Source organism: Tenacibaculum sp. IB213877, assembly GCF_034043975.1.
Taxonomy (GTDB): domain Bacteria; phylum Bacteroidota; class Bacteroidia; order Flavobacteriales; family Flavobacteriaceae; genus Polaribacter.
On record NZ_JAXCHH010000011.1, the window covers coordinates 62,707 to 86,636 of the forward strand.

Below are 23,930 nucleotides of genomic sequence, written 5' to 3' on the forward strand. Positions count from 1 at the left end.
AGATTAACGGTTTTCTTTTATCGATAAACCATATGCTTCTTTTTTATTGTAGTGCACAGCTATTTGAACTAATTGTCCTAAAATTTTAAAAGAATCTTTCATTGAAAGTTTAGAGCCATCTGCGTGGATCCATCTTTTTAAAGGTTGTTCACATATTAAATTTTTCACATCATCTCCATAAAACTTTTTCATTCTCATAAAAATTTCTACATCAAACAACCAGCGTGTTATAAATTTATCTTTGAACATATAGTGAACCACGTCTCTATCCATTATTTTAGCACCACATTGAGTATCTTTAAACTTCATTCCTAATATCTTTTGAATAATGTAATTGATAGTTAAACTAATTATTTGACGTGCAGATTGTTTGGTAATATTAGCTCCCATTCTACTTATTCTTGAGCCACTAACAATTTTATAATCAGAATTTTCAATAGTTTTAACCAAGTCATCAAAATCTTGAAAATCAGTAGACAAATCTGCATCTAAAAAGCCTATATAATCTAACTCTTGGTTTTTTGCTAAGTGTAAAACTCCTAGACGTACTGCTTCTGCTTTACCTCCGTTTTTTTCACAATTATAAATACTAATGTAATCTTCTCTTCCTTTACGCAATTCCTCTAATACAGCTAACGTATTATCGGTACTTCCATCATTAACAAAACATAAATGATATCCTAAATTATTTTGGGCAAAACTCGTAAACTTTTCACTTAATAATCTATCTTCTTCATTGTAACAAGGAATAACCACTCCTATACATTTTTCTCTGATCATTTGGTTAGCATCATCTGCTTTAGGCGTTATTATATTTTTTTGTTTAGGAGCACCAATTAAATACTTTACTCTAGCTGCAACTTCATTTAAACTAACCGGTTTTTTCATATAATCATCTATACCCAAATCAAATCCTTCCACAATTGTATTTTCATTAGTATTTCCTGACATTACCATGATTTTAGTAGCTGCTGAACCTAGACTTTGAATCATTTTTATTACCTCTAAGCCAGACATTTGAGGCATATTGATATCTAAAATTACTAGATCTGGGTTAAAGGAATTGTAAAGAGCAATTCCTTTTTCTCCTGTTTGAGCAGTTTCTACTTCATACCCTAAATCAACTAATTTCTTTTGTAAAGAAAGTAGGATTAATTGTTGATCATCTATAGCTAGAATTTTCATGGTTTTAGGTTTTAATGGTGTTTTTAATCTTTAGCTTCACTTACAATAATAAACTGATTATCAACATTTTTCAAGCTAAAAAAGTTAAAATACCAATAAGTATAGACGAATGGTTTTAATGATTCGACAATCAATTTTATAAAAGAAACGGTTTATTGTATATTTAAAAAATATAAAAACAACCTTTTAAAGCTTGTCAGAAAAAACAAACAAATACCTTATTAGTGCTTTATTAATTGGCGTTGTGTATCATGCAACAGCTATTTTTTTTACGTTAGAATATACGTACGATGCATTAATACACTTGTTTTTTGCCAACCATTATGCTACCAGTTGGTTTGAACCTTGGAGTTATAGTTGGTATACTGGTTTTACGGTAATGAGTTATCCGCCACTGGTACATCAAAGTATTGGACTATTATCTTACATAGGCGGATTAAAATTTGGAATGTTTACCGTGGCTATTATAGGTACTATATTATTTATTACCGGAGCCTATCGTTTTGCATTACTCATAACCTCTAACCGAAAAGCAGCGGGGTACGCAGCTCTACTAGCTGTATTTTCATCCTCCTTTGCTGAAACTTTACACCTATTTGGGCAACTACCCAGTATAGTTGGAGTTTCTATACTTATGCATGCTTTACCCGAAATTTATTTGTGGATTAAAACGGGTAGATATAAGTTTTTACTTACCTCTATATCCTTATTATCAGTTACCGTTACTTCTCACCATGTAACACCAATCTTTGGTATGGTATTTTTCATTTTTCCGTTAATAGGAATGGTGGTTATGGATGTCTCAAGAGAACGTGTAAACTCTATGAAAGAAGTAACTTTTAAGGTGTTTTTAGGAGCTTTTATTTCCTTATTTAAACGTATTATCACCTTTGGTACGGTTTCATTAGTTATTATTATTGTTTGTATACTCCCTTATTGGATCAACACCAAAAAGAACCCTATAACACAAGTACCTATACCTCACGGATCTAGAGACAACTTTTTAGAAATAACCTCATCGGGCTTAGTCTTTTTTGTTATTCCTTGGGGAGTAATAATGCTTTTTATACCTTATATACTTTATAGATACTATAGTAAACGTTATTTATTTTTCGGTTTATCTTTTTCACTCTTAACTATACTAGGTACAGGTGGTACAACTCCTATTCCTTTGATGATGTTGGGCGAAACTGCCTTTAATATTCTTACTTTAGACCGATTTACCCTTTGGGCATCTATCATGGCTCTCCCTATTTTTGGAGAGTTTGCCTACCGTTTTTCAGAGACAGACTTAAAAACATTAATTCAGGAAAAATACGGAGCAGTATACCATAGAATTTTAGGCGGATTGTTAGCAGGACTCTTTTTATTTATGACGGTATTTACCATGAGTTTGGGTTATTTCAGACCCTCACAGCCTCAAAAAATAAAAATGTTGCCTATAATCAACTTTCTAAATCAAGATCAACACGATCATTGGCGTTACCTAACCTTAGGATTTGGCGATCAAATTGCGTGGTTATCAGCACAAACAAAGGCTATGAGTGTAGATGGTAACTACCATTCGGCAAGAAGACTTCCAGAACTAACCACTCGCGCAATTGAACGTTTAGAAAATTCAAAATTTAAAGGTATTGAAGGTTTAGGTTCTTTACAGCAATTTTTAACCGTACCCGAAAAATACAACTTGAAGTATATTTTTTCTAATGATAAGTTTTATGATCCGCTGCTCTATTTTACTGGTTGGCAACGTTTACGCCAACTAGAAAATGGTATTATGGTGTGGGAACGCTTAGGGATACCGCCGCTTTCCAGTATTTTACCTAAGCAAGATGTTCCTAAGTTTCAAAAAATAATGTGGGGCGTTATACCGATTCTCACTGTATTGATTGCTTTTATAATCAATGTACAGTTATTATGGTATCGTGCTTTAAAGCTAAAAATTAAAGAGGCTCCTGCGTATTTAGCCTTTCAAAATAATTATAATTCTTTCTCTAAAAAAGTACTTACCGCCTGCCACCTTTGGTTTGTATTTATGGCTATTGTTGTGGGCTATGGTTTGTATTATTTTTATCTTGAAAACACTACCCAACGAACACCGAAAAATGTAGTAAAAGCATATTTTGACGCACTCGATTTTAAAGAATTTGAAAGGGCACATTCTTATGTTGATCCGGAAAGCAAGGTGGCAATTGCACAGTATATGTTAGAAATATCAGTTACAGATGGATTGTTAAGCTCTTACGCAAAACTAGACGCTATTCGTGTTTCACTGAAAAACGAAACAAAAAACAGTGCAAAAGCAGTTATTGAAACTGAATGGATAACGCCCTTAGAACGCCTTGACAAAACTTTCACCTATGAACTGGTAAAAAGAAAATCTAAATGGTACGTACAGTTACCAACCTACGATCTTGACATTCCGCCAGATCAATTGTTTTCTGACAATAGCACTACCTATTACAACCATGGTAGAAGACGCATAACTACCCAACAAACACATCATGAAGATGTGTTAAAACAACCAGTGTTAGAAGTACTTTCTGCTAAATTAGTAAAGAATGGTAAGAGCTACTCGGTAATTGGAGAAGTTCAAAATGTAGACAATGTTCCTGCTGATATTATTTTAAAGGCAACGCTTTATAACGATGACAATAAAAAGTTAGCTACTTATAATGCAAAATATCATGTAAAGCACAAACTAATGCCTAAAGAAACCTCAAACTTTAGGATTAACTTTGAAGGAATTGCGTGGTCTAAAACAAAAGATTCTATTCCGAAAACATTCAACCCAGATGAGTTTACACCCACAGAAATGGAAGAACAACCTACCAAATTCAATTTACATTGTGAAGGTAACGTAGCAAATACCGATCTTTACAAACAAGTAAGTGTTAGTAATTTGACTATTGCAAACAACCAACTATCTGGTAGTCTTTTTAACACCGGAGTACAAGAAGTTACTGTTCCGCAATTACTAATTTCATATTACAATGATGTAAAAGAACTTGTTTGGGTAGATCATCACTTTTTAAAAGAAGGAGTTCGCCAACAACGCAGACAGTTTTTTGAAGTAACCTATAGTGATTTGAGTGATTTACAAATAATCAACAACGATAAAACCCATTGTTTTGTAAACGGATTGCCCAATGAAAGTGTCTCCAAAAAATTAGTTCCTAACCGTAAATTAGGTCATGAAAACAGTGAATTACAAAGTATAAATGGTAAAGGATTTAGTTATCTTAAAATTGAAACTAACAATTATATAGGGAACCCTAATTAATGAAGTTACGCGTAGCATACATAGTATTGCCTTTATTACTGATGATTTTATCATCGGCAACTGTTTATATGTTTAATAATGATTCAGTTCAAGTTGCTTTAACAACTTCTAACCAAAGTTATATTGCAGGAGATGAAATAATGCTGAAATTTACTATTGATGGTTCTTCTTTACCGATCCTGTATTGTAACAACTCATACTCGAGTACACTTATAGAACCTACCAAACAAGACGGATTGATAACTTTTACAATTCCTAAACATATAAGTACCAAAAGTGGTTTACTTCGATGGAACTTACTACAGGAACAAAAGAGTTTATTACAAGGAGAATTGACTATTGCTCCTTCGTCTCAAAAAACGTTTATGGAGTCGTATTTTGGTCCGAGAAGCATACTTGCCGGAGGAAATGATTTTTCTATGTTGGTAATTACTCCCAGAGACAGATATGACAATCCGGTAGCTGACAGTACCCAAATTACCATTAATCATCAATTTCAATCAGTAATTAAAACCGATAAGGTGTATACTCAACATTTAATAGGTTGGAAGAATATATTCTCTTACGAGCAATCGGGTCGTATTTTAGTAAATTCTGTTTGTAACAACACCTCATCAAAAGAATTAACAACAGGTGTTTACCCTAACAATCCAAAAAACTTTTCAATTTCTACCAATAGAGTTCATGACTTTGCCGATGGTAATCAAATTACCTCCTTCTCTACTTCAGTTATTAAAGATCAATACAACAATGTGGTAAGTGATGGTACTCATGTTGAATTTGCCATAAAAGATGCTAATAACATCTTACTAAAAACATATGGCTCAACTATAAAAGGGATAGCTACTGCTAAAATGTTGCATCCAGATCATGAAGATCAATGGAATGTAAAAGCATTAATACCAGGAATGGCAGAAAGTAATGAAATACAACTTCGCTTTAAAAAAGTATTATCTGATTTTACAGTAACTTTTTCTGAAGATAATAGAAAAATAACCATTGGTCCTTTAACAAGTTTTATGAATCAACTTATTGCTGATGGTTTTATAGTGAAGTTAGAGATTTACAACAATAACAAGTTATTAGAAACAAAGGTAGACACTTCTTTCAAAGGAATTGTTAGTTTTTATTTGGCAAACGATTTTTACCCTAATGGCAATTATACTTTTGTAATTGAAACCGGAGGGATGACCAAAAAATTCTCAAACAAAACAGTACATGACTAAAGATCTTAATAAAAATATATACAGAGCATTACTCATCATTTCATTTATCGCTTTAAATGGGTTGATACTTTACGGGATTAGTGGTATTTGGACGTATTTAAACACCGGTGCAGACAGGTCTTCAATGCTTCATACCGCTATTGAAAGCAAAGATGCGTACTTACCTAAAACTACATGGACATCTCTTGAAAATCCGGGTAGGCCCATAGAAGAGCAAACTTTGGCGGAAGTTCAAAAAGATTATTTGAACGCGTGGCATGTTAAAAACATAGCCTACAAAGCAAACAATCCGTACGGAATAAAAGATTATTATACCGACAGCGCACAAGTAAATCTATACAGAACCATCAACTATAACAAAAACAATAAAATTCATATTGAAGCTACCACTCTATCACATCAACCTAAACTTGAGTTTTATAGCGCCGATGGACAGTTAGTAGTTTTTACTGATGAAAATGTTAAAGAATACCAACGCTTGTTTAAAAACAACAAATTGGCATTTGAAACTACACAAACCTCAACCTATAAAGTAATGATGCTTCTTGAAGATGGTTTTTGGAGAATACGCCATATGGTAAAAGAAGCTCCAACCACTGAAGAGCAGGTACAAGAATCGAGTCCATTTGCAGAAGTTGTTGGTTCATCTATAAAAGTAAAAGGAGAAGATTATACTATACAAGGTATTAACTACTATCCGCAAAAAACACCTTGGAATATGTTTGGCAATGGTTTTGACGCTTCAATTATTAATGATGATTTTAAACTTATGGCTAATGCAGGCTTGAACACTATTAGAATTTTTATTCAGTATGAAGATTTTGGAAAAGCTGATGTCAAAGCTGAAAAACTTGAAAAGCTTAAAGAAACTTTAGACCTAGCGCAACAAAACAAGCTAAAAGTAATTGTTACTCTTTTTGATTTTTACGGAGATTATTCGGTACACGATTGGACACTTACCCATCGTCATGCAGAAAAAATAGTTTCTACCTTTAAAAACCACAAAGCTATTTTAGCATGGGACATTAAAAACGAACCCGATTTAGATTTTGAATCCAGAGGTAAAAAAAATGTGTTAAACTGGTTAGAGTATATGATGAAGGAAATACAAAAGTTTGACAGCAATCATTTAATAACTATTGGATGGTCAAACACCAAAGCTGCTGTAAACTTAAATGATGAAGTTGATCTTCTTTCATACCATTATTACGCTAACAATTTTGAAGCTGATTTTGATACACTTCAAAAAGAAGTACCTAACAAACCTTTAGTATTACAAGAGTTTGGAGTTTCATCATACAGGGGTTTATGGAATCCTTTTGGAAATACAGAAAAAGACCAGGCAAACTATTATAAAAAAATGCAAGCTATATTCCGAAAAAAGAATATAGCTTACATGTCCTGGACCCTTTATGATTTTGATAAAATTCCTACTGCCGTAGTGGGGAATTTACCTTGGAGAAAGAACAAACAAAAACACTTTGGGTTTATCAACAAAAGAGGAAAAAAAAAGCCTTCATTTCTATACATCTCCAGTCAATAAGCAAGATTCTGAAAGATGTTTTTTACGGGTAATACTTTGAAAATGATTTAAGTACATATCAGCTATTTTTCCCATAGGGTAAGCTGATGCTGCTTCATAATTAGCTTTAGCTAGCTCTAACCTAAATGCATCATTAGTAACTATATTTTGAATAGCATCTGCTAGAGAATTTACATCATCTGCTTTAAAAAACTCACCTATATATCCTTCATCTCTTACTAAATCGGTTAAATCTCCTAAATTAGGCATAACGACTGCCTTTCCGTAACTTCCTGCTTGATGCAGCACTCCTGAACTACCAGTTGTTGAAGTATAAGGAAATACAACTACTGTACTTTCTCCAAAAATTACCGGCACGTCTTTTTCATCTACATAACCTGTGAAAATTAATCCTGGAACTTGCGCATATTTTTCTTTTACGCTATCTAAATATCCTGGTGTGTTTGGACTATCTGTACCTGCAATTACAATTTCTAATGCTTCGTTAGTACGTTGTCTTATTTTTTCTACCGCTTCTATCATTACCTCAACTTTTTTGTAAGTTCCAAACTTTCCAAAAGCCATAATCTTTTTTGGGCCCGCTGGCAAACTGAAATCTGGTTGCGGTGGTGTTTCAAATGTTCCGTGTGGTATTAATACCACGTTATTTTTTTTGTATTTATTTTGTAATGTGTTAACGTACTTATGAATGGTAACTGCTACCAAATCTGCCGATAGCAACATTTTTGTTAACGTAGTTCCGATAAAATTATATACTCTTTGTAATATTCTATTTTCTGTAAAACCTGCATTACCTAAATCAACCTGCTCTAAAATATTATGTAATAAGGCAATAGTTGGTATTCCTTTCATTTTAAATAACATTGGAAGCATTAAGCCTAAAGCAGCTGGTATCTTTTTATCTCCAAACTTTAAAAATTGTAAGTTGAATAAAATAGCATCTGGCTTTGTTTGATTGATTGCTTTATAAATGCTGAAAATGTTTTTATAACTATTAAACTCCCAACAATTTTTTACAGTGATCTTACATCCTTCTCCTTCATAATCTAAATGCTTATCCTCAACTGTTTTATCTGTAATCAGAATAATTTCCTCTACTTTTTCTTTCAATCTAAAGTGCTTTACTAAATGATATCCGTATTCATTTAAAGTAACTTTACTTGGCGGAAATGCTGTAACAATTGCTAATTTCATAACTTTAGGTTTTTAATTCTTTTTACAAATATCAAAGTTTATAAGGCTTGTAAATTTTATCTTCGTTAAATGAGCTTATACTATAGACAAACGGTTCTGGTTTAAAGATTAATTACTTTTTTACTTTGTTGTATATAACTAAAAAAGAAGATTAGTTGTACTAACAATAATAAACTCATAGCTACAATTTGCATCACTACTACCTGTAACAAACTATCATGAAAAAATATGATAAGTGCCACTTGAGCAATTCCCATAATTGCTGATAGTACTACAGGTACATACTTATCAATTGACAAAAAGTAATATGCAAACACATTAGAAATGGCAAATATTGATGTTGCCAAAGCGTATTTCCATAATAAAGGAGCAATAGAAATGTATGCTTTACCAAACATTAATTTCACTACCAATTCTGGAAACAAATAACTTCCTCCTACAATTACAGAAGATAGTAAAGAGATATATCCTACATATTTTAGCAACACAGATGCATGAGGTAAACCTTCTTTCTCCTTTTTAACTACAGTAGGTAGTAACAGCATAACAAACATCCACGCTACAAAATAGACTACTCTACCTATTAATGCTAAGGAAGCATATAATCCTGCTTGATAATTATCAAAATAATGCTTTACTAGTAAAATATCACTGTTATTAATTATGATTTGTGTACACTCATAAAACGCAGTAAGTATAAAGAATTTTACAACTATTTTTTTATGATTTTCACTCAGTTTATTGGTGCTTAAAGAAATGTTTTTGATCTTGAATGGAAACATTCCGAAAGCGAAAGAAAGTAGAATTCCTATTGATACAAGTATAGATGATTGCACTTTAAAAAAATACAACAACAATAATGTTATCATTAGGCGACTCAACATTTCTCCTTGATAAGTAATTGATAGTTTATCAAACTTTTTCTCTCCTTGAAAAACACCTCTGTTAATACTCATTATAAAGTAAATAGGTACACCCAAACCAAAAAGCACAAACATATTTGAAGAGCTGGTGTTGAAAATATTTTGTAGATTTTTAGAAAATAGAATAATAAGAATTCCAATTACTATTCCAATAACAAAAGTGAACTTAACCAATAATCCTAGAAAGTTATTAAACGTACCTTCTTCAAAAATTACTGCATATTTAGCCGCAACTAATTGAAAGGTCATGGCTAAAAAAGACAATACCAACAGAAATGTGATTAAAATAGCGGCATCTGCAAATTCTTTGGGGCCTAATATTCTTCCCAACAATAAATTATACAGATAATTACCTGCATTAACTAACAAAGCACTGAGCATAAAAATGCGTTCAGGACTTAAGTTTTTATTAAAAGAAGCTATTGATTTCATAGTATTTTTATTAGCTACTTAACACAAATATCTGCTTATATTCAACTAAATGCATTTTTCTTTCGATTAACAGCAATTATCTATAGATGAATTATTTAAATATCATCTTTAACTTGTAATTATTAATTTTAAGGAAATTTACTTTTATGAAACACTCATTGGCTATACTTGCTCTTATCTTAACAAACAGCTTTTCCCTAATTGCACAAGTAAACATGCAAAAAGGTTTTAATTACCTTGAAACCGGTAAATACACTAAAGCTAAAACTTTTTTTGAAACTGTATTAAAAGAAGAACCAAAAAATAGAACTGCTAAACTTTGTTATGGTAGAGCTGTTGGTTTGAGTGGAAACGCTTCTGATGCCGTGACCATTTTTACTGAACTTTTAAACACTTACCCTAATGACTATGAAATTAAACTGAATTATGCAGAATCTTTACTTTGGAGCAATCAATTTGACACTGCTAAAGGTTACTATCAAAAACTAGTTGAAGAAAACTCAGAAAGTTTTTCTGCTTTATTAGGGTATGCTAACACGCTTTCTAATTTAAAGGAATATAAAGATGCGCTTGTTTATGTAAATAAAGCACTAAAGGTTTCTCCTGGCAATCCTAATGCGTTAACTTCAAAAAAATATATTCGTTTAGGGTACGCATATCAACATCAGCAAAAACAAGAATATGATACAGCTTTAAAGATTCTTGATGAAAATCTTTCAGACTTTAACTTAGACAAAGAAACATTACTCAATAAAGCCAATGTATATCTTATTAAAAACGATACAGAGAATGCTAAACAAACCTATTTTTTATTAGCTACTAATAAAAAAGATTCTGTAATTGCTTTAAACGGACTGTCATTAGTTTCTCACTTACAAAGCAAGGATAAAAAAGCATTGCGTATTGCTGAACAATCTTTACAAAAAGTTGCAACGGTAAAAGACGATTCTACATTATCAAAGCAAACCAAAGAACGATACATTCAAGCACTTATATGGAATAAAAAATATAAAACTGCTGAAAAAGAAATTGATCAACTTATAAAAAAACTACCTAATGAAAATTGGGTACTTTCTTTGCACGCTACCTTAGGTATGTACAGAAGTGATTTTAAAGAAAGTATTGCCGATTATGAGCAAATACTTGAAAATGACAAAAACTCTTTTGATGGAAACCTAGGAAGTGCCAATGCGCAATTAGCAAACGGAAACGAAAACAAAGCTTACGGTGCTGTTTTTAAAACACTTTCTATTTTCCCTAAACAAAAAGACGCTATGAATTTTTTGAAAAAACTGAATGAAGATTTCACTCCGTATTTAGAAGAAAAAGTATCCTATACTTTTGATAATGGAGATAACAATGCTTTTTCATCAACAACAAAAATGGTTTTTCCTTTCTCTACAAAACTAAAGGCAACTGCAAATTATCAATTTAGAACTACAGAAAACACAGTTACTAAAAATAATGCTACCTCTAACAATCTTACCTTTGGGTTGACTTATAAATTGCATCCAAAAATTACTTTTAATACTTCCCTCGGACTTAGCAAAGCAAACTCATTTACCAATGATTATACGCAGCTTTTAGCAGATGTATTTTTTAAAATGAAACCTTTAAAGTTACAAGACTTAGAAATTGGTTATAAAAGAGAAATTCAAAATTTTAATGCGGACCTATTAGATAAAGAGATTGTAGCAAACAATTTTTATGTGAATCATAATATCAGTTCTAACTTTAATTTGGGTTGGTTTACTCAGTTTTTTCATACCACACAAAATGATGGAAATACTAGAAATTTATTGTTCACTTCTTTATACTATAATTTCTTAAGTAAACCTGTTTTAAAAGGAGGAATCAATTATCAGTTTATATCATTTAAAAACCAGGTTCCGACAGTATATTTTAGTCCGGGAAAGTTTAATGCCATCGAAATTTTTGCTGACCTTTTAAAAGATGAGAAGATTACAAAACGTAAAAATTGGTTTTATGGCTTAAGTGGTGCAACCGGCTATCAGTTTATTGAAGATGATGAAAAACAGTTAACCTATAGGGTTCAAGCAAAGCTTGGTTATAAGTTTTCTGATAGATTACTGGCTAATGTATTTGGGCAACACACCAACATAGCATCTGCAACCGCTGCAGGATTTTCTTTTTCCGAAATTGGTTTTAGGCTCAAATGGTACTTAACCAAAAAACCAATCTTTATAAAATAGAAAAGGGACTTTTACAAGTTCTTTTTTATTTGCTACTACTTCCCTATATAAATTAAACAAAAAAATAATCCTCTTGTGGATTGGGGATTGCACAAGAGGATTACTAAACTAACCAATTAAATTCAAATAACTGATAAAACCAAGGGGTATAGAACACTATTAGGGATTATTGCTCGTATTTTGTTTTAACTATACAGCAAATATATAATACCCTATCAGTATTTTTTTTAAGTTTTCGTTAAATGAAATTATCTGGTCGATTAACGGTAGCAGTTAATCGATAAAACGTTGATTATTAAAACTATAATTTTTTTTTACTAAAGTAGATTAAGCCTTTTCATAAGTTCAGATCGATTAGACCTACTTACAGGTATAACGTCTTTGGCTATTAATACACTGTTATCTTCTATATCTATAATTCTTTTTAAATTGATAACATAAGAACGGTGTACTTTTAAAAATAAATCATCTGGTAGTTTTTCTTCAATTTTTTTAAGTGTTGAATGTACGGTATAATTCTTTGTATCGGTTTTTATTGTAATATAATCTCCTTTTGCTTCTACTAAATAAATGCTGGGTATTTCTATTTTAATTAATCGTCTGTCTATATTCACATATAGCTGGTTTTCTGAATTCTCTTTTTTACCAGAAGAAGTCTCTTCTTTTGCTTCCTTGGTTTTAGGCATATCAAATTTTTCTGCCTTTTGAATTGCTTTTAAAAACCTTGGTAAGGTTATAGGTTTTACTAAATAATCTACTATACAATCATACTCAAAAGCTTCAATAGCAAAATTTTTGTCGGAGGTAGTTAAAATTACTTTGGGTGGGTTTTTAAGGGTTTGTATTAAATCAAAGCCCGTAAAGTCTGGCATATAAATATCTAAAAAAATAAGATCTACCTTGTGTTGGTTAAGATATTTAATAGCTTGAATAGCATTAGAAAACTGTTCTTGAACAGTTAGTTTATCAACACTTTTACAAAGTTGTTCTACTACTGCTCTTGCAGCAGCTTCATCATCAATAATAATACAGTTCATAAGTTTTAACGATTTTTAGTTTTTTGCTAAAAACTGAGACATGCTTTCTAGTATTTTTAAAAAGGATGGATGCTGTGCGGCTATCCCTGAATTTAGCTCTTTTTCATATTGTTCTGCAAAACGGTATGCGTTTTCTAACCCTAAAATACTAATTTTATGCTTAAGTTTATGAACAGATTGGGCAGATTCTTTAAAATTCTGGTTTTTGATTGCTTTTTTGTAGTGTGCTATCTCTTCTGGAAGTTCCGTTTTTAATATTGTTAGTATTTTTTGTTCAAATTCTACATCGCCGCCAGATAGTTCTTGTATATAATTTATATTGGGCTTTTCCATATAGCTTATTGTTTTGGTAGTGTAAAGTAAAATGTTGTTCCTACTTCTTCTGTAGATTCTAATTGAATGCTACCATGGTAATAATCAATAATTTTTTTTACAATTGACAAACCTATGCCTGTTGATTTTTGATTGTTCTCCAATTTTTGGAATATATGAAAGACCTTTTCATGGTATATTTTGGGTATGCCTTTTCCGTTATCTTTTACATAAAATTGCCAATGGTTTGTGTGCTCTACACACCCCACTTCTACTATTCCTTTGGGTTTATCAATATAACTTACCGCATTGCTTAGTAAATTTTGAAATAATTGCTGTAACCTATACTTATCTCCTTTTATTTGTGGCAATTGCCCTTTAATTTTTACTGTTACATGGTTAGGTATAAAAATAATATTAATTATTTCTTCCACTAAATGGTGTGTATCTACCTCATATACGCTGGTTTCTGCTTTGTCTATACTTGAGTAATTTAAGATTCCATCAATGAGAGAATCCATTTTTTCTACATTATTTAAAATAAGGTGAAGATGATTTACACATTCTCCATTCATAACCTCCTTATAATCTTCTAATAACCAATTAGTAACAGTATCTATACTACGTAAAGGAGATTTTAGATCGTGAGATACAATATGTGCATATTCATTCAATTCTTCATTTTGTTTTTCTAAATTTTTTAATAGAATTTCTCTTTGATGGTTAGCATCTATAAGTTGTTTGGCTTGATCATCAATGAATTTAGCTAATTTTTGTCCGTCTAATTCTACTTCTTCTATATTTTCGCCTTTTGGCAACTCATGAATACGTAAGGTATTAATAACGTCTTTTAATTTTTGAATTAACTTACTTTTTCGTTCAGATTCTTCTCGTAATTTTTGATTGGCTTCAAACAATTCATCTGAACTAATTTTCATAGCTCTTTGGATCATAGCTATTTGATCGTCATAATTTTTGTATGATCTTTCTACCGCAGTAATGAATTCTGTTATTGCTGCATTAGACGTATCTTGTGAGGCTAGATATTTTCTTATTTGTCTTTCTAGTAAAGAGTTCATTATTCACTAATTAAAGTAAGTGTCATGGTTTGGTTATGTAAAATACAATTTTTATCGGTAGCAAAAGGTGCCATTTCTCCATACGAATAAAAGCCGCTAATAGCTACATCTTTCCCTATTATGTACTGTACTTCTTCAATCTCTTCTTCTACTCGCTGATCCATTACCAATTTTCTTCCTACACAGCTTACCAACAATGCTAATTCTGGTTTCTTTTTTCTGTTTTGCATAGCTAAAGTTGCAGCTTTTTGGGCTCCGTTTGCAATATTATCTACCGTGGCCATCATTAATTGTACTTTAGAACCTACAGGAACATCTCCTGCTAAAATCATACAGTTATGCTCTTCATCTATATTTAAAATAGTTCTGACAATAGACTTATTTGAGTTTACCGATTTTACACTTAACGGATATAATAAAGCTGCTTGTGGCAATTCTTTTGCTTTATCGCCCAAGTATTTTTTATACAAATCTAAAGCAGGCATTCCGTCAACCTCACATAATATATTTCCGCTAGATCTGGTGATAATTCTTTCGGGTCCGAAACGCGACCATCCTCCATAGTTGGCAAATGAAAACTCTAAAGTATCTCCATAAAAAGCAATGGCTACAATTTCACCTTCTTTTGGGTTTTCATTATAAGAAGCCAATGTTTTTTCAAATCTTGCATCATCACCACATAACCCTCCTGTAATAGCTATTTCATTATTAGTTAAATCAGATTCTACTCCTTGAATTAAATCGCTACCATTTACAAAACTACCTTCAGATATAATAAATAAATGCTTTAACTTTTTCTTATTTATTTTTTTTACCAAAGATGCTCCTGCTTCTTTCGCATCTTTATTATGATTAAGTATATTTTCTGTGGTAACCGTAAATCTACTTTTTTCAAATTCAATAGCGGTGAGTGTTAAGGAATTTTCATATACAGCATTGGATAAAATTTCGCCTGAAGTAGAGCCAAATACTATATGTCCGTCAGGAAATTTTTGTTTAATTTCTTTGTAAATAGTAACATTTTCTAAAGCATATCTATTACCAAAAACAAGTACTAAAGGTTCATTTAATTCTACACTCGAATTAAATTCCCATTCTTTATCTTTTAATTTTTTTCCTTGTACTATTTTCATTTTTTCAGCTTAATAAAAAATGTAGTTCCTATGCCTTTTGTACTTTCTAACCAAATTTTGCCTTCGTACATATCTACTATCTTTTTAACTATTGAAAGTCCTATGCCTGTTGAATCTTTATGGTTTCCTAAAGATTGAAAAACATTGAATATTTTTTTATGATATTCTTTGGCTATTCCTATTCCGTTGTCTTTAACACTAAAAATGTAGGCGTCTTTATCTTCCTCAAAACTTACTTCAACAATTCCTTTTTCTTTATCTATGTAATTAACTGCGTTACCTATCAAATTTTGAAAAAGTTGCTGAATTCTTGTTTTATCTGCTTTTATTGCGGGTAAGTTTTCATCAACAATAATCTCTACATGTTCTGGTATAAATATTAGGCTTTTAATATGGGTAACTACCTGATAAACATTTACGGTTTCTACAGTTGAATGTTGTTCATTAATACTAGAGTAATTGAGAATATCATTTATCAAGTTTTCCATTTTTTCAACAGTATCTTGTATTAAATTAATATTTTTAACTCCTCCTTCATCTAACACTTCACCATAATCTTCTTGTAACCAACTAGATAGTGCTGATATACTTCGTAAAGGTGATTTTAAATCATGAGATACTATATGCGCATATTCTTCAAGTTCTTGATTGCTATGTTTGAGTTTTTTTAATAGGTTTTCTTTTTGTATTTCTAAACTTTTAAGATGAGTTATATCTAACAAAATTCCCACTGAACCTATAATTTCTCCATTAATATCATAATTAGGTGCACTACTAATTAGTATGTATTTTTCTTTTCCAAAATAATCTATAAACTTAAATTCATAAGAGTCTGTTTTTCCTTTCTTGCGCTCTTTTATTTTTTGTTCAAGAAATTTAACTTCTTCTTCTTTTTTAAAAATGTCATATATTTTTATTCCTATCACTTCTTCTTTAGGATAACTTGTTATATTTATAAAGCTTTGGTTGGCAAACAATATGTTTCCTTCTTTATCAATTTCTGCTAAGCCTAAATTCATGTTGGCAATTATATTACTGTATTTTTGTTTATAGGCTTCTAAACTTTGGCGGTAATTTCTTTTTAAAGTTACATCTCTATAGGTCCACAAATGTCCCTTGTAAACGTCTTTATAAAAAATAGGAACGTAATCTCTCTCTAATATTTTACCATTCAACATTTTTAATTCATCTCCTAGTACAGTTTTTTTGTTTGTAACAAGTTGGTTGATTCTGTTTACAAAGTTTTCTGGATTTTCAAATAAATGTTTTGATTGGTTGGCAGATTCTGAACAATCTTGACCTTTTAGTAACTCAGGAGCCACGGGAATTGAAAGTAAGTCACAAAACTTTTCATTGGTTAATACTATAGTTCTATTTTCATCTTCTAATAACACTCCACTTTCTAAATTTACAATTAATGAAGAAAGTCTATTTTCTGATTCTATTAATTGCTCTTTCGCTAGCCTTTCTTTACTAATATCTTCAATAGTGGCTACTTGAAACTTAATTTCTCCTTCGTTATTTCTAACAGCAGTAACAGTGGTTTTTGCCCAAAGGATACCTCCATTTTTTTTTAGGTATCTTTTTTCTAAAGTAAAATTATCAATTTCTCCTTTAAATAATTTTTCTCTATTAGCTCTTGATATTTCTTCATCATTAGGATGCGTAATATCCTGTACTTGCATATTTTGAAACTCTTTTACAGAGTACCCTAACATTTTACAAAGAGATTTGTTTATATATAACAGCCCTTTTTCATTTTGTTTGGAAAGTGTAATACCAATAGGTGAGTTTTCAAAAATAATGTTTAGCTGATGTTTTTGCTCTTCTAAAAGTTCTTGTATTTTTATTTCTTGTGTAATATCTCTTGCTATACCTTGCGCTGCAACAGGTTTTCCATATTTATCATATACCAAACTTGAGTTTACTTCAACTATTTTTATTATTTTTTTTTTAGATACTATTCTTGATCTATATTTAGTGTAAGAGCCCTTTTTTAATAATTTTTTAAATGCCTCAGCTGTATATTCTAAATCTTCTGGATGTAAAATATGTAATAAATTAAGAGATTCTTTTTTTAAATCATACCCAAACAAATTCATCGCTGCAACGTTCATTTTCAAAACATTACCATTCAAATCAATTAAAACAAAAGCATCATTAATGTTTTCAAACACTCCTTTTAATTCTGATTTTTTTTCCCGAAGTGATTCTTGCAAGTCTAAGTTTGCTGATTTTAATTGCTGGGTAACCGTAAATAATTGTAAAGATTTGTGCTCTAAAATTTTTTCAGCTTCTTTTCTTGCTTTTCGCTCACGCTCAAGAGCTCTTTGTAAAATTTCAATTTCCTTTTGACTCATACAACTTTTTCTATTTCAAACTTAACCTTCGTTCCTTCTTCATTTAGTTTTTCATAAGACACAGTTGCTTTATCATGATAATGTTCAAATGTTTTTTCTATCAAGGCAAGAGCAAACATATACATTGCTCTTTCCGATTTATAAATCATTTTCATGTTTGAATCGGTTTCTTCTAATACTTCAAAAGTAGGCAATTCTGCTTCTGGGTATATTTTTCTAACATGTACATGTATATGACTTTCTATTGAAGATAATAAGTTTAATGGAGAATTGTAGAGCTTAAAAATTTCAGGATATGAATTTGTTAATACGTTAAAAAAATATTTACCGTATTCATATATAAGATTATTTACAGGAATGTTTACTTTTTCACTTAATTTGGTAATTAAATTTACCATTTCTATAAAATCATAAGTTCCTACAGAAGTATATACTCCCTCAGATTTTAAATCGGAGTTTTCAACAATATAATCTACGGTTTCTAGTCCAAATGTACTTTCTACCATTTCTAAAAACTCTGTGAATACAATTCCTTTCATACTTTTTACACTGAAATTAACTCGTTTATAGACCAGTAAGATAATACTTTTTTTATTTTTTCTTTATAATCTTCATACTTTAATGGTTTTACTACATAACCCGCTATACCAATTTTATAGCATTCTAACATATCTTTATGATTTGCAGACGTAGTTAGAACAATCGTAGGTATATATTTTAAATCTTTATCCTTTTTAAGGATGTCTAAAAATTCTATACCATTCATTTTAGGCATGTTTAGATCTAATAAAATTATATGTGGTAACTTGTCTTTATGCGACAGAATTTTGAGAGCCTCCTCTCCATTAGTAGCTTCAATCACATTGTGATTTAAATCCAGTTTAGATAAAACCCTGTTGAATTTCATTAATTCAATTTGGTCATCTTCTATAAGTAAAATTGTTAATGAATTTTGCATTCTCTATATTTATTTTTTTATCTCCCCCAAGTACAATAATACTTTTTTTACAATCTTTTTTTATTTCCTTTTAGTCTAAAACTATTTATCAGTCGTTGAACGGTAAAAAACTTTCGATGAATGGTTTTTATTTAAAATAACTTCCTTTTCTATTCCTAGTTTGCTTTGAAAAATAACCTTAAAACACTCATCTATATCTATTTTCATTTCGTCTATAGTAATCGTTAACTTATCGTATTAAAAAAAAAGAGGGTCATATCCTTGGTATTTTTAGTCCATAAATCAAAAATCCTTATTAACCTAAATTGATTTGATATGAAAAAAAAATATTTTATTACCTCGATTTTAATCGCTTTTTTAAGCTTCATATCAACAAATTATAACATCATATACAGTCAAGACAAAGATTCTGACGGTATCGCTAATTCTGTTGATCTTGATGATGACAATGATGGTATTTTAGATACTGACGAAGCATGCTCATCAATTGAAATACAATGGAATCATAACGATAGTGGCGGACAAGGACAAGCTGTTACATACGGTACAAGTCCTGATGCCTCTGTTTTTTTTACGAATGCTAATGATTTGTCATTCGGTTCAGGAATTTTTGAAAATCCTGATTATCCTTTTACCTATATATTTAGTGGAGCAGATCAAGCCACCTTTGTAGGAGCAAAAAACAATAACGATTATATACAGGTTGCATTTACACCTAATTCTAATCTTTTTATTACTGAAATTAATTTTGGTTATTTTACAGGAGATGCAAGTCATATAGAATATAATATGGGTAACCACAAACTTGCTCTTGAAATTTCTACCAATGCTACCGATTTTAGTACAGCAAACGTACTGATTCAAGACCTTCAAATTGGAGCAATGCAAGCACCAAATGGCTATGCTTTTTTTCAAAATGCTGTTAATGATTATATATTACTTGCAAACACAACCTATTATGTAAGGGTATATTTTTATGATGAGCAGAATACAGATCCTCAAAACAGAATACGCTTTGATGATTTTTACTTTAATATGAATGCAGGCTGTGACCCAGATGGTGATGGCCTCATCAATAGTTTAGATACGGATAGTGATGGTGACGGATGTTATGATGCTATTGAAGCTGCTGGTTCTTTTACCATTTCTGATCTAGATGCAGAAGGAAAACTTACAGGAGGAGTTGATGCTAACGGAGTTCCTGCAATTGCAAATGGTGGACAAGCAAATACTATAGCTGTTACTGATAGTTTAGATACTACAGCATGTCCTCCAGACGCTGATGGTGACGGAGTACCTGATTCGGCTGACATTTGCTCTGGTTTTAATGATTTGGCAGATAATGATGGAGATTCAATACCTGACGGTTGTGATTTAGATGATGATAATGATGGTATTTTAGATTGTGATGAAAAAGGACTTCTTAATTCTGAATTTCAAGATATTTTTTCTATTAATGGAAATGCTGTACAAACAGCACCAAATGAAGTTCGTTTAACGCAAAACTTAAACAATCAATCCGGACAAGCATTTTCTTTTAATACCTTAAGTTTTTATGAAGATTTCAACTTTTCATTTGAAGCCAACCTAGGAACAGATGATTTTGGTGCGGACGGAATTGCAATTGTTTTTCACAATGACCCTGCTGGATCAGCTGTGATTGGACAAAATGGACAAGGAATGGGCGCCGGTGGTATTGCTAACGGAATTGTTTTAGAAATTGATACATGGGATAATGGAGCAGGCTTAAATGATATACCTAATGACCATACTTCAATATGGGATTCAGACAATCAAGCTGCAGGTAACATATCTCCTGCTGTAGATTTTGGTAACTTAGAAAATGGTAATTGGCACTTGGTTAATGTATCTTGGAATGCCAATACACAAACTTTAATATACACCCTTAACGGAGTTTTAGCAGGTAGCTATACAGGAGATCTTATTAACAGTTACTTTGGCGGTTCGGGGTATGTATACTTTGGTTTTACTGCTTCTACAGGAGGTGCCGTAAATAACCATAGTGTTCGCTTTACTGATTTCTGCAACATGCCTGTTTTTATAGATACCGATGGTGATACCTTACCCAATCATTTAGACACCGATGGTGATGGTGATGGATGCTACGACGCTCTTGAAGGAAATGGCACTTTTACCCCATCAGATATTGATGGAAGTGGCGCATTAACAGGAAGTGTTGATGCTAACGGAGTTCCAACAGCAGCAAATGGCGGACAAGCAAATTCTCCTGCTACTACCGATAGCTCAAACTTCACCGCATGTGATAGCGATAATGATGGAATCTTCAATACCTCAGATATTTGTCCTGGCTTTAATGACCTGGCAGATAATGATGGAGATTCCATTCCCGACGGTTGTGATCAAGATGATGACAATGATGGAATTAAAGATGTAGACGAATATTGTCAAATAGCAAACTCTTTTTCAGGCGGCAATGGTGGAAGTACCTTTAATTTTTCATATACCAATGCAATTTATGCTGTTTTCGATTTTGATTTTGTTGATAATTCTATAGAAGTTCAAATTAATGGAACTCCGGTATACACAACAGGAAGTAGTGGCACCATGGAATTCCAAACTTCAGCTTATAATAGTGCTATAGAAGGTTTATTTAGATTTCAAGATAACACCTCTCCAGAAACCATATGGCTAACTAATATACAAGGATTACCTAGGGTTCGTATTATTGTTGATGAAGCTGGTAACGTACAAGTATTAGGTACAAGAAATACCAATTCTACATCTTTAGAGTTGATGACTCCAGACCAAGGGTTTTATAATACCATTTCTTGGGTTGCAGGAGCAAATAATATAACTATAATCAATCCAGATGATGATAATTTAGATGGTTTTCAAGGTATCTCGTATGGCTATTCTGCTTGTGATACTGATAATGATAGTATACCCGATTATTTTGATACAGACTCAGATAATGATGGATGTCCTGACGCTATAGAAGGAGCAGCTTCTTTTACTCAATCAGATTTAGATGCAGATAATTCTTTAGGTGATACTGTAGATGCTAACGGAATACCAACCATTGCTTCAGGCGGACAAGCGAGCAGTAATGCTGTAAGAGATAATTCCGATACTTCTTCTTGTAACAGCTTACCCATAGCAAATGATGATTCTCTCACTGTAGATCAAAATAGTACAGCTGGCATCACAAATCAAGTAGATGTTTCCACCAACGATATCATAGGAAATGACGGTGGTGATGGCGATGATTATGCTCTCAACACAGGAGCAACTAATGGTGTTGTGGTGGAAGTAACTGATGGTATTTTTGAATATGTACCAAACTTCGGGTTTGTAGGTACAGATAGTTTCACCTATACTCTTACGGATGCAAATGGAGATGTTGCCACTGCTATTGTAAATATAACGGTGAATGCGGTAAATGATACACCTACTGCAGCAGCAGATAATCTTTCTGTGGAAGAAGATTCAACAGCAGGAGCCACAAACCAAATTGATGTATCTACCAATGATAATATTGGTGGTGACGGTGGTGATGGTGATGACTATTCCCTAACCACTCCTCCTACTAATGGTAATGTAACTGAAGTATCAGATGGTGTATTTGAATATATACCCAATGCTAATTTCAACGGAAATGATAGTTTTACATATACCCTTACGGATGCAAATGGAGATTCAACTACAGCTATCGTGAATGTAACGGTAAATGCTACAAACGATGCGCCAGTAGCAACGGATGATGTGGCGACTGGTAGCGAAGACGCTCCAATTGTAATCGATGTACTTGCCAACGATTCAGATATTGATAGTACCATCGATCCTGCTTCGGTAAGCATTTCCTCAGCTCCGGCTAACGGAACCGTAACTATTGATCCTGCAACAGGAGAAGTAACCTATACACCCAATGCTGATTTCAACGGAAATGATTCGTTTGAATATACCGTGTGTGATGATGCAACACCTGCACTTTGTGATACAGCTATCGTAAACGTAACGGTAAATGCTACAAACGATACACCTGTAGCAACGGATGATAACACTGCAACTAATGAAGATATTGCGGTTACTATCAATGTACTTGCCAACGATTCAGATATTGATAGTACCATCGATCCTGCTTCGGTAAGCATTTCCTCAGCTCCGGCTAACGGAACGGTAACTATTGATCCTGCAACGGGAGAAGTAACCTATACACCGAATGCTGATTTCAACGGAAATGACTCGTTTGAATATACCGTGTGTGATGATGCAACACCTGCACTTTGTGATACAGCTATCGTGAATGTAACGGTGAATGCTGTAAACGATGCGCCAGTAGCAACGGATGATAACGCTGCAACTAATGAAGATACTGCATTTACTATCAATGTACTTGCCAACGATTCGGATATTGATAGTACCATCGATCCTGCTTCGGTAAGCATCTCATCAGCTCCAGCTAACGGAACCGTAACTATCGATCCTGCAACAGGAGAAGTAACCTATACACCGAATCCTGATTTCAACGGAAATGACTCGTTTGAATATACCGTGTGTGATGATGCAACACCTGCACTTTGTGATACAGCTATCGTGAATGTAACGGTGAATGCTACAAACGATGCGCCAGTAGCAACGGATGATAACGCTGCAACTAATGAAGATATTGCGGTTACTATCAATGTACTTGCCAACGATTCAGATATTGATAGTACCATCGATCCTGCTTCGGTAAGCATTTCCTCAGCTCCGGCTAACGGAACGGTAACTATCGATCCTGCAACAGGAGAAGTAACCTATACACCGAATCCTGATTTCAACGGAAATGACTCGTTTGAATATACCGTATGTGATGATGCAACACCTGCACTTTGTGATACAGCTATCGTGAATGTAACGGTGAATGCTACAAACGATGCGCCAGTAGCAATAGACGATAACGCTGCAACTAATGAAGATACTGCGGTTACTATCAATGTACTTGCCAACGATTCGGATATCGATAGTACCATCGATCCTGCTTCGGTAAGCATCTCATCAGCGCCGGCTAACGGAACCGTAACCATCGAT

The 23,930-nt window shown here is 32.4% G+C and carries 15 protein-coding genes; 5 read left to right on the forward strand and 10 right to left on the reverse strand.

Going from position 1 to position 23,930, the window contains the following annotated elements; genetic code table 11:
• Positions 1-3: 3 nt before the first annotated feature.
• On the reverse strand, positions 4-1,185 hold the full coding sequence (locus SLH33_RS11900; protein ID WP_320419331.1) for a response regulator: 1,182 nt from the start codon (positions 1,183-1,185) through the stop codon (positions 4-6).
• A gap of 193 nt (positions 1,186-1,378) precedes the next feature.
• Here SLH33_RS11900 and SLH33_RS11905 point away from each other — a divergent pair, with 193 nt between their 5' ends.
• From SLH33_RS11905 to SLH33_RS11915, 3 genes are read left to right on the forward strand one after another with little or no spacing between them, the layout of a single operon-like run.
• Entirely contained in the window at positions 1,379-4,468 is a 3,090-nt protein-coding gene (locus SLH33_RS11905; RefSeq protein WP_320419332.1) for a hypothetical protein, read from the forward strand.
• A complete protein-coding gene (locus SLH33_RS11910) occupies positions 4,468-5,694 on the forward strand; it encodes a hypothetical protein (RefSeq protein WP_320419333.1) in 1,227 nt (408 codons plus the stop codon). Before SLH33_RS11905 ends, SLH33_RS11910 begins: the two co-directional genes overlap by 1 nt.
• The gene (locus tag SLH33_RS11915; protein ID WP_320419334.1) at positions 5,687-7,237 is read left to right on the forward strand and encodes a glycoside hydrolase family 2 TIM barrel-domain containing protein; all 1,551 of its coding nucleotides are present in this window, start codon (positions 5,687-5,689) and stop codon (positions 7,235-7,237) included. The genes SLH33_RS11910 and SLH33_RS11915 overlap by 8 nt, the downstream gene beginning before the upstream one ends.
• Here the strand turns inward: SLH33_RS11915 and SLH33_RS11920 are convergent.
• Entirely contained in the window at positions 7,217-8,431 is a 1,215-nt protein-coding gene (locus tag SLH33_RS11920; protein ID WP_320419335.1) for a glycosyltransferase, read from the reverse strand. The two genes, SLH33_RS11915 and SLH33_RS11920, sit on opposite strands and share 21 nt — an antisense overlap.
• A 101-nt stretch (positions 8,432-8,532) precedes the next feature.
• Positions 8,533-9,786 (reverse strand): sugar isomerase, encoded by a 1,254-nt coding sequence (locus tag SLH33_RS11925; protein ID WP_320419336.1) that lies wholly within the window; start codon positions 9,784-9,786, stop codon positions 8,533-8,535.
• 215 nt (positions 9,787-10,001) lie between these two features.
• On the opposite strand from SLH33_RS11925, the gene SLH33_RS11930 reads away from it, so the two are divergent.
• Entirely contained in the window at positions 10,002-11,999 is a 1,998-nt protein-coding gene (locus SLH33_RS11930) for a tetratricopeptide repeat protein (protein WP_320419337.1), read from the forward strand.
• Positions 12,000-12,316: 317 nt separating this feature from the next.
• Here SLH33_RS11930 and SLH33_RS11935 read toward each other — a convergent pair whose 3' ends face one another.
• Genes SLH33_RS11935 through SLH33_RS11965 form a run of 7 tightly spaced genes read right to left on the reverse strand, consistent with a single transcriptional unit; the run spans position 12,317 to position 18,878 of the window.
• Entirely contained in the window at positions 12,317-13,036 is a 720-nt protein-coding gene (locus SLH33_RS11935) for a LytTR family DNA-binding domain-containing protein (protein WP_320419338.1), read from the reverse strand.
• 15 nt (positions 13,037-13,051) lie between these two features.
• The gene (locus tag SLH33_RS11940; RefSeq protein WP_320419339.1) at positions 13,052-13,369 is read right to left on the reverse strand and encodes an Hpt domain-containing protein; all 318 of its coding nucleotides are present in this window, start codon (positions 13,367-13,369) and stop codon (positions 13,052-13,054) included.
• A gap of 5 nt (positions 13,370-13,374) precedes the next feature.
• Positions 13,375-14,427 (reverse strand): sensor histidine kinase, encoded by a 1,053-nt coding sequence (locus SLH33_RS11945; protein ID WP_320419340.1) that lies wholly within the window; start codon positions 14,425-14,427, stop codon positions 13,375-13,377.
• Positions 14,427-15,560: an FIST signal transduction protein gene (locus SLH33_RS11950; protein ID WP_320419341.1), complete on the reverse strand. Its 1,134-nt coding sequence runs from the start codon at positions 15,558-15,560 to the stop codon at positions 14,427-14,429. Before SLH33_RS11950 ends, SLH33_RS11945 begins: the two co-directional genes overlap by 1 nt.
• On the reverse strand, positions 15,557-17,920 hold the full coding sequence (locus SLH33_RS11955; RefSeq protein ID WP_320419342.1) for a PAS domain S-box protein: 2,364 nt from the start codon (positions 17,918-17,920) through the stop codon (positions 15,557-15,559). The genes SLH33_RS11950 and SLH33_RS11955 overlap by 4 nt, the downstream gene beginning before the upstream one ends.
• Positions 17,917-18,459: a heme NO-binding domain-containing protein gene (locus SLH33_RS11960; protein ID WP_320419343.1), complete on the reverse strand. Its 543-nt coding sequence runs from the start codon at positions 18,457-18,459 to the stop codon at positions 17,917-17,919. Before SLH33_RS11960 ends, SLH33_RS11955 begins: the two co-directional genes overlap by 4 nt.
• Before the next feature lie 5 nt (positions 18,460-18,464).
• Complete coding sequence (locus tag SLH33_RS11965; RefSeq protein WP_320419344.1) at positions 18,465-18,878, reverse strand: response regulator; 414 nt, start codon at positions 18,876-18,878, stop codon at positions 18,465-18,467.
• A 315-nt stretch (positions 18,879-19,193) separates the two neighbouring features.
• Between SLH33_RS11965 and SLH33_RS11970 the strand changes: the two genes are divergently transcribed.
• On the forward strand, positions 19,194-23,930 hold a 4,737-nt coding region (locus tag SLH33_RS11970; RefSeq protein WP_320419345.1), incomplete at its 3' end, for a tandem-95 repeat protein.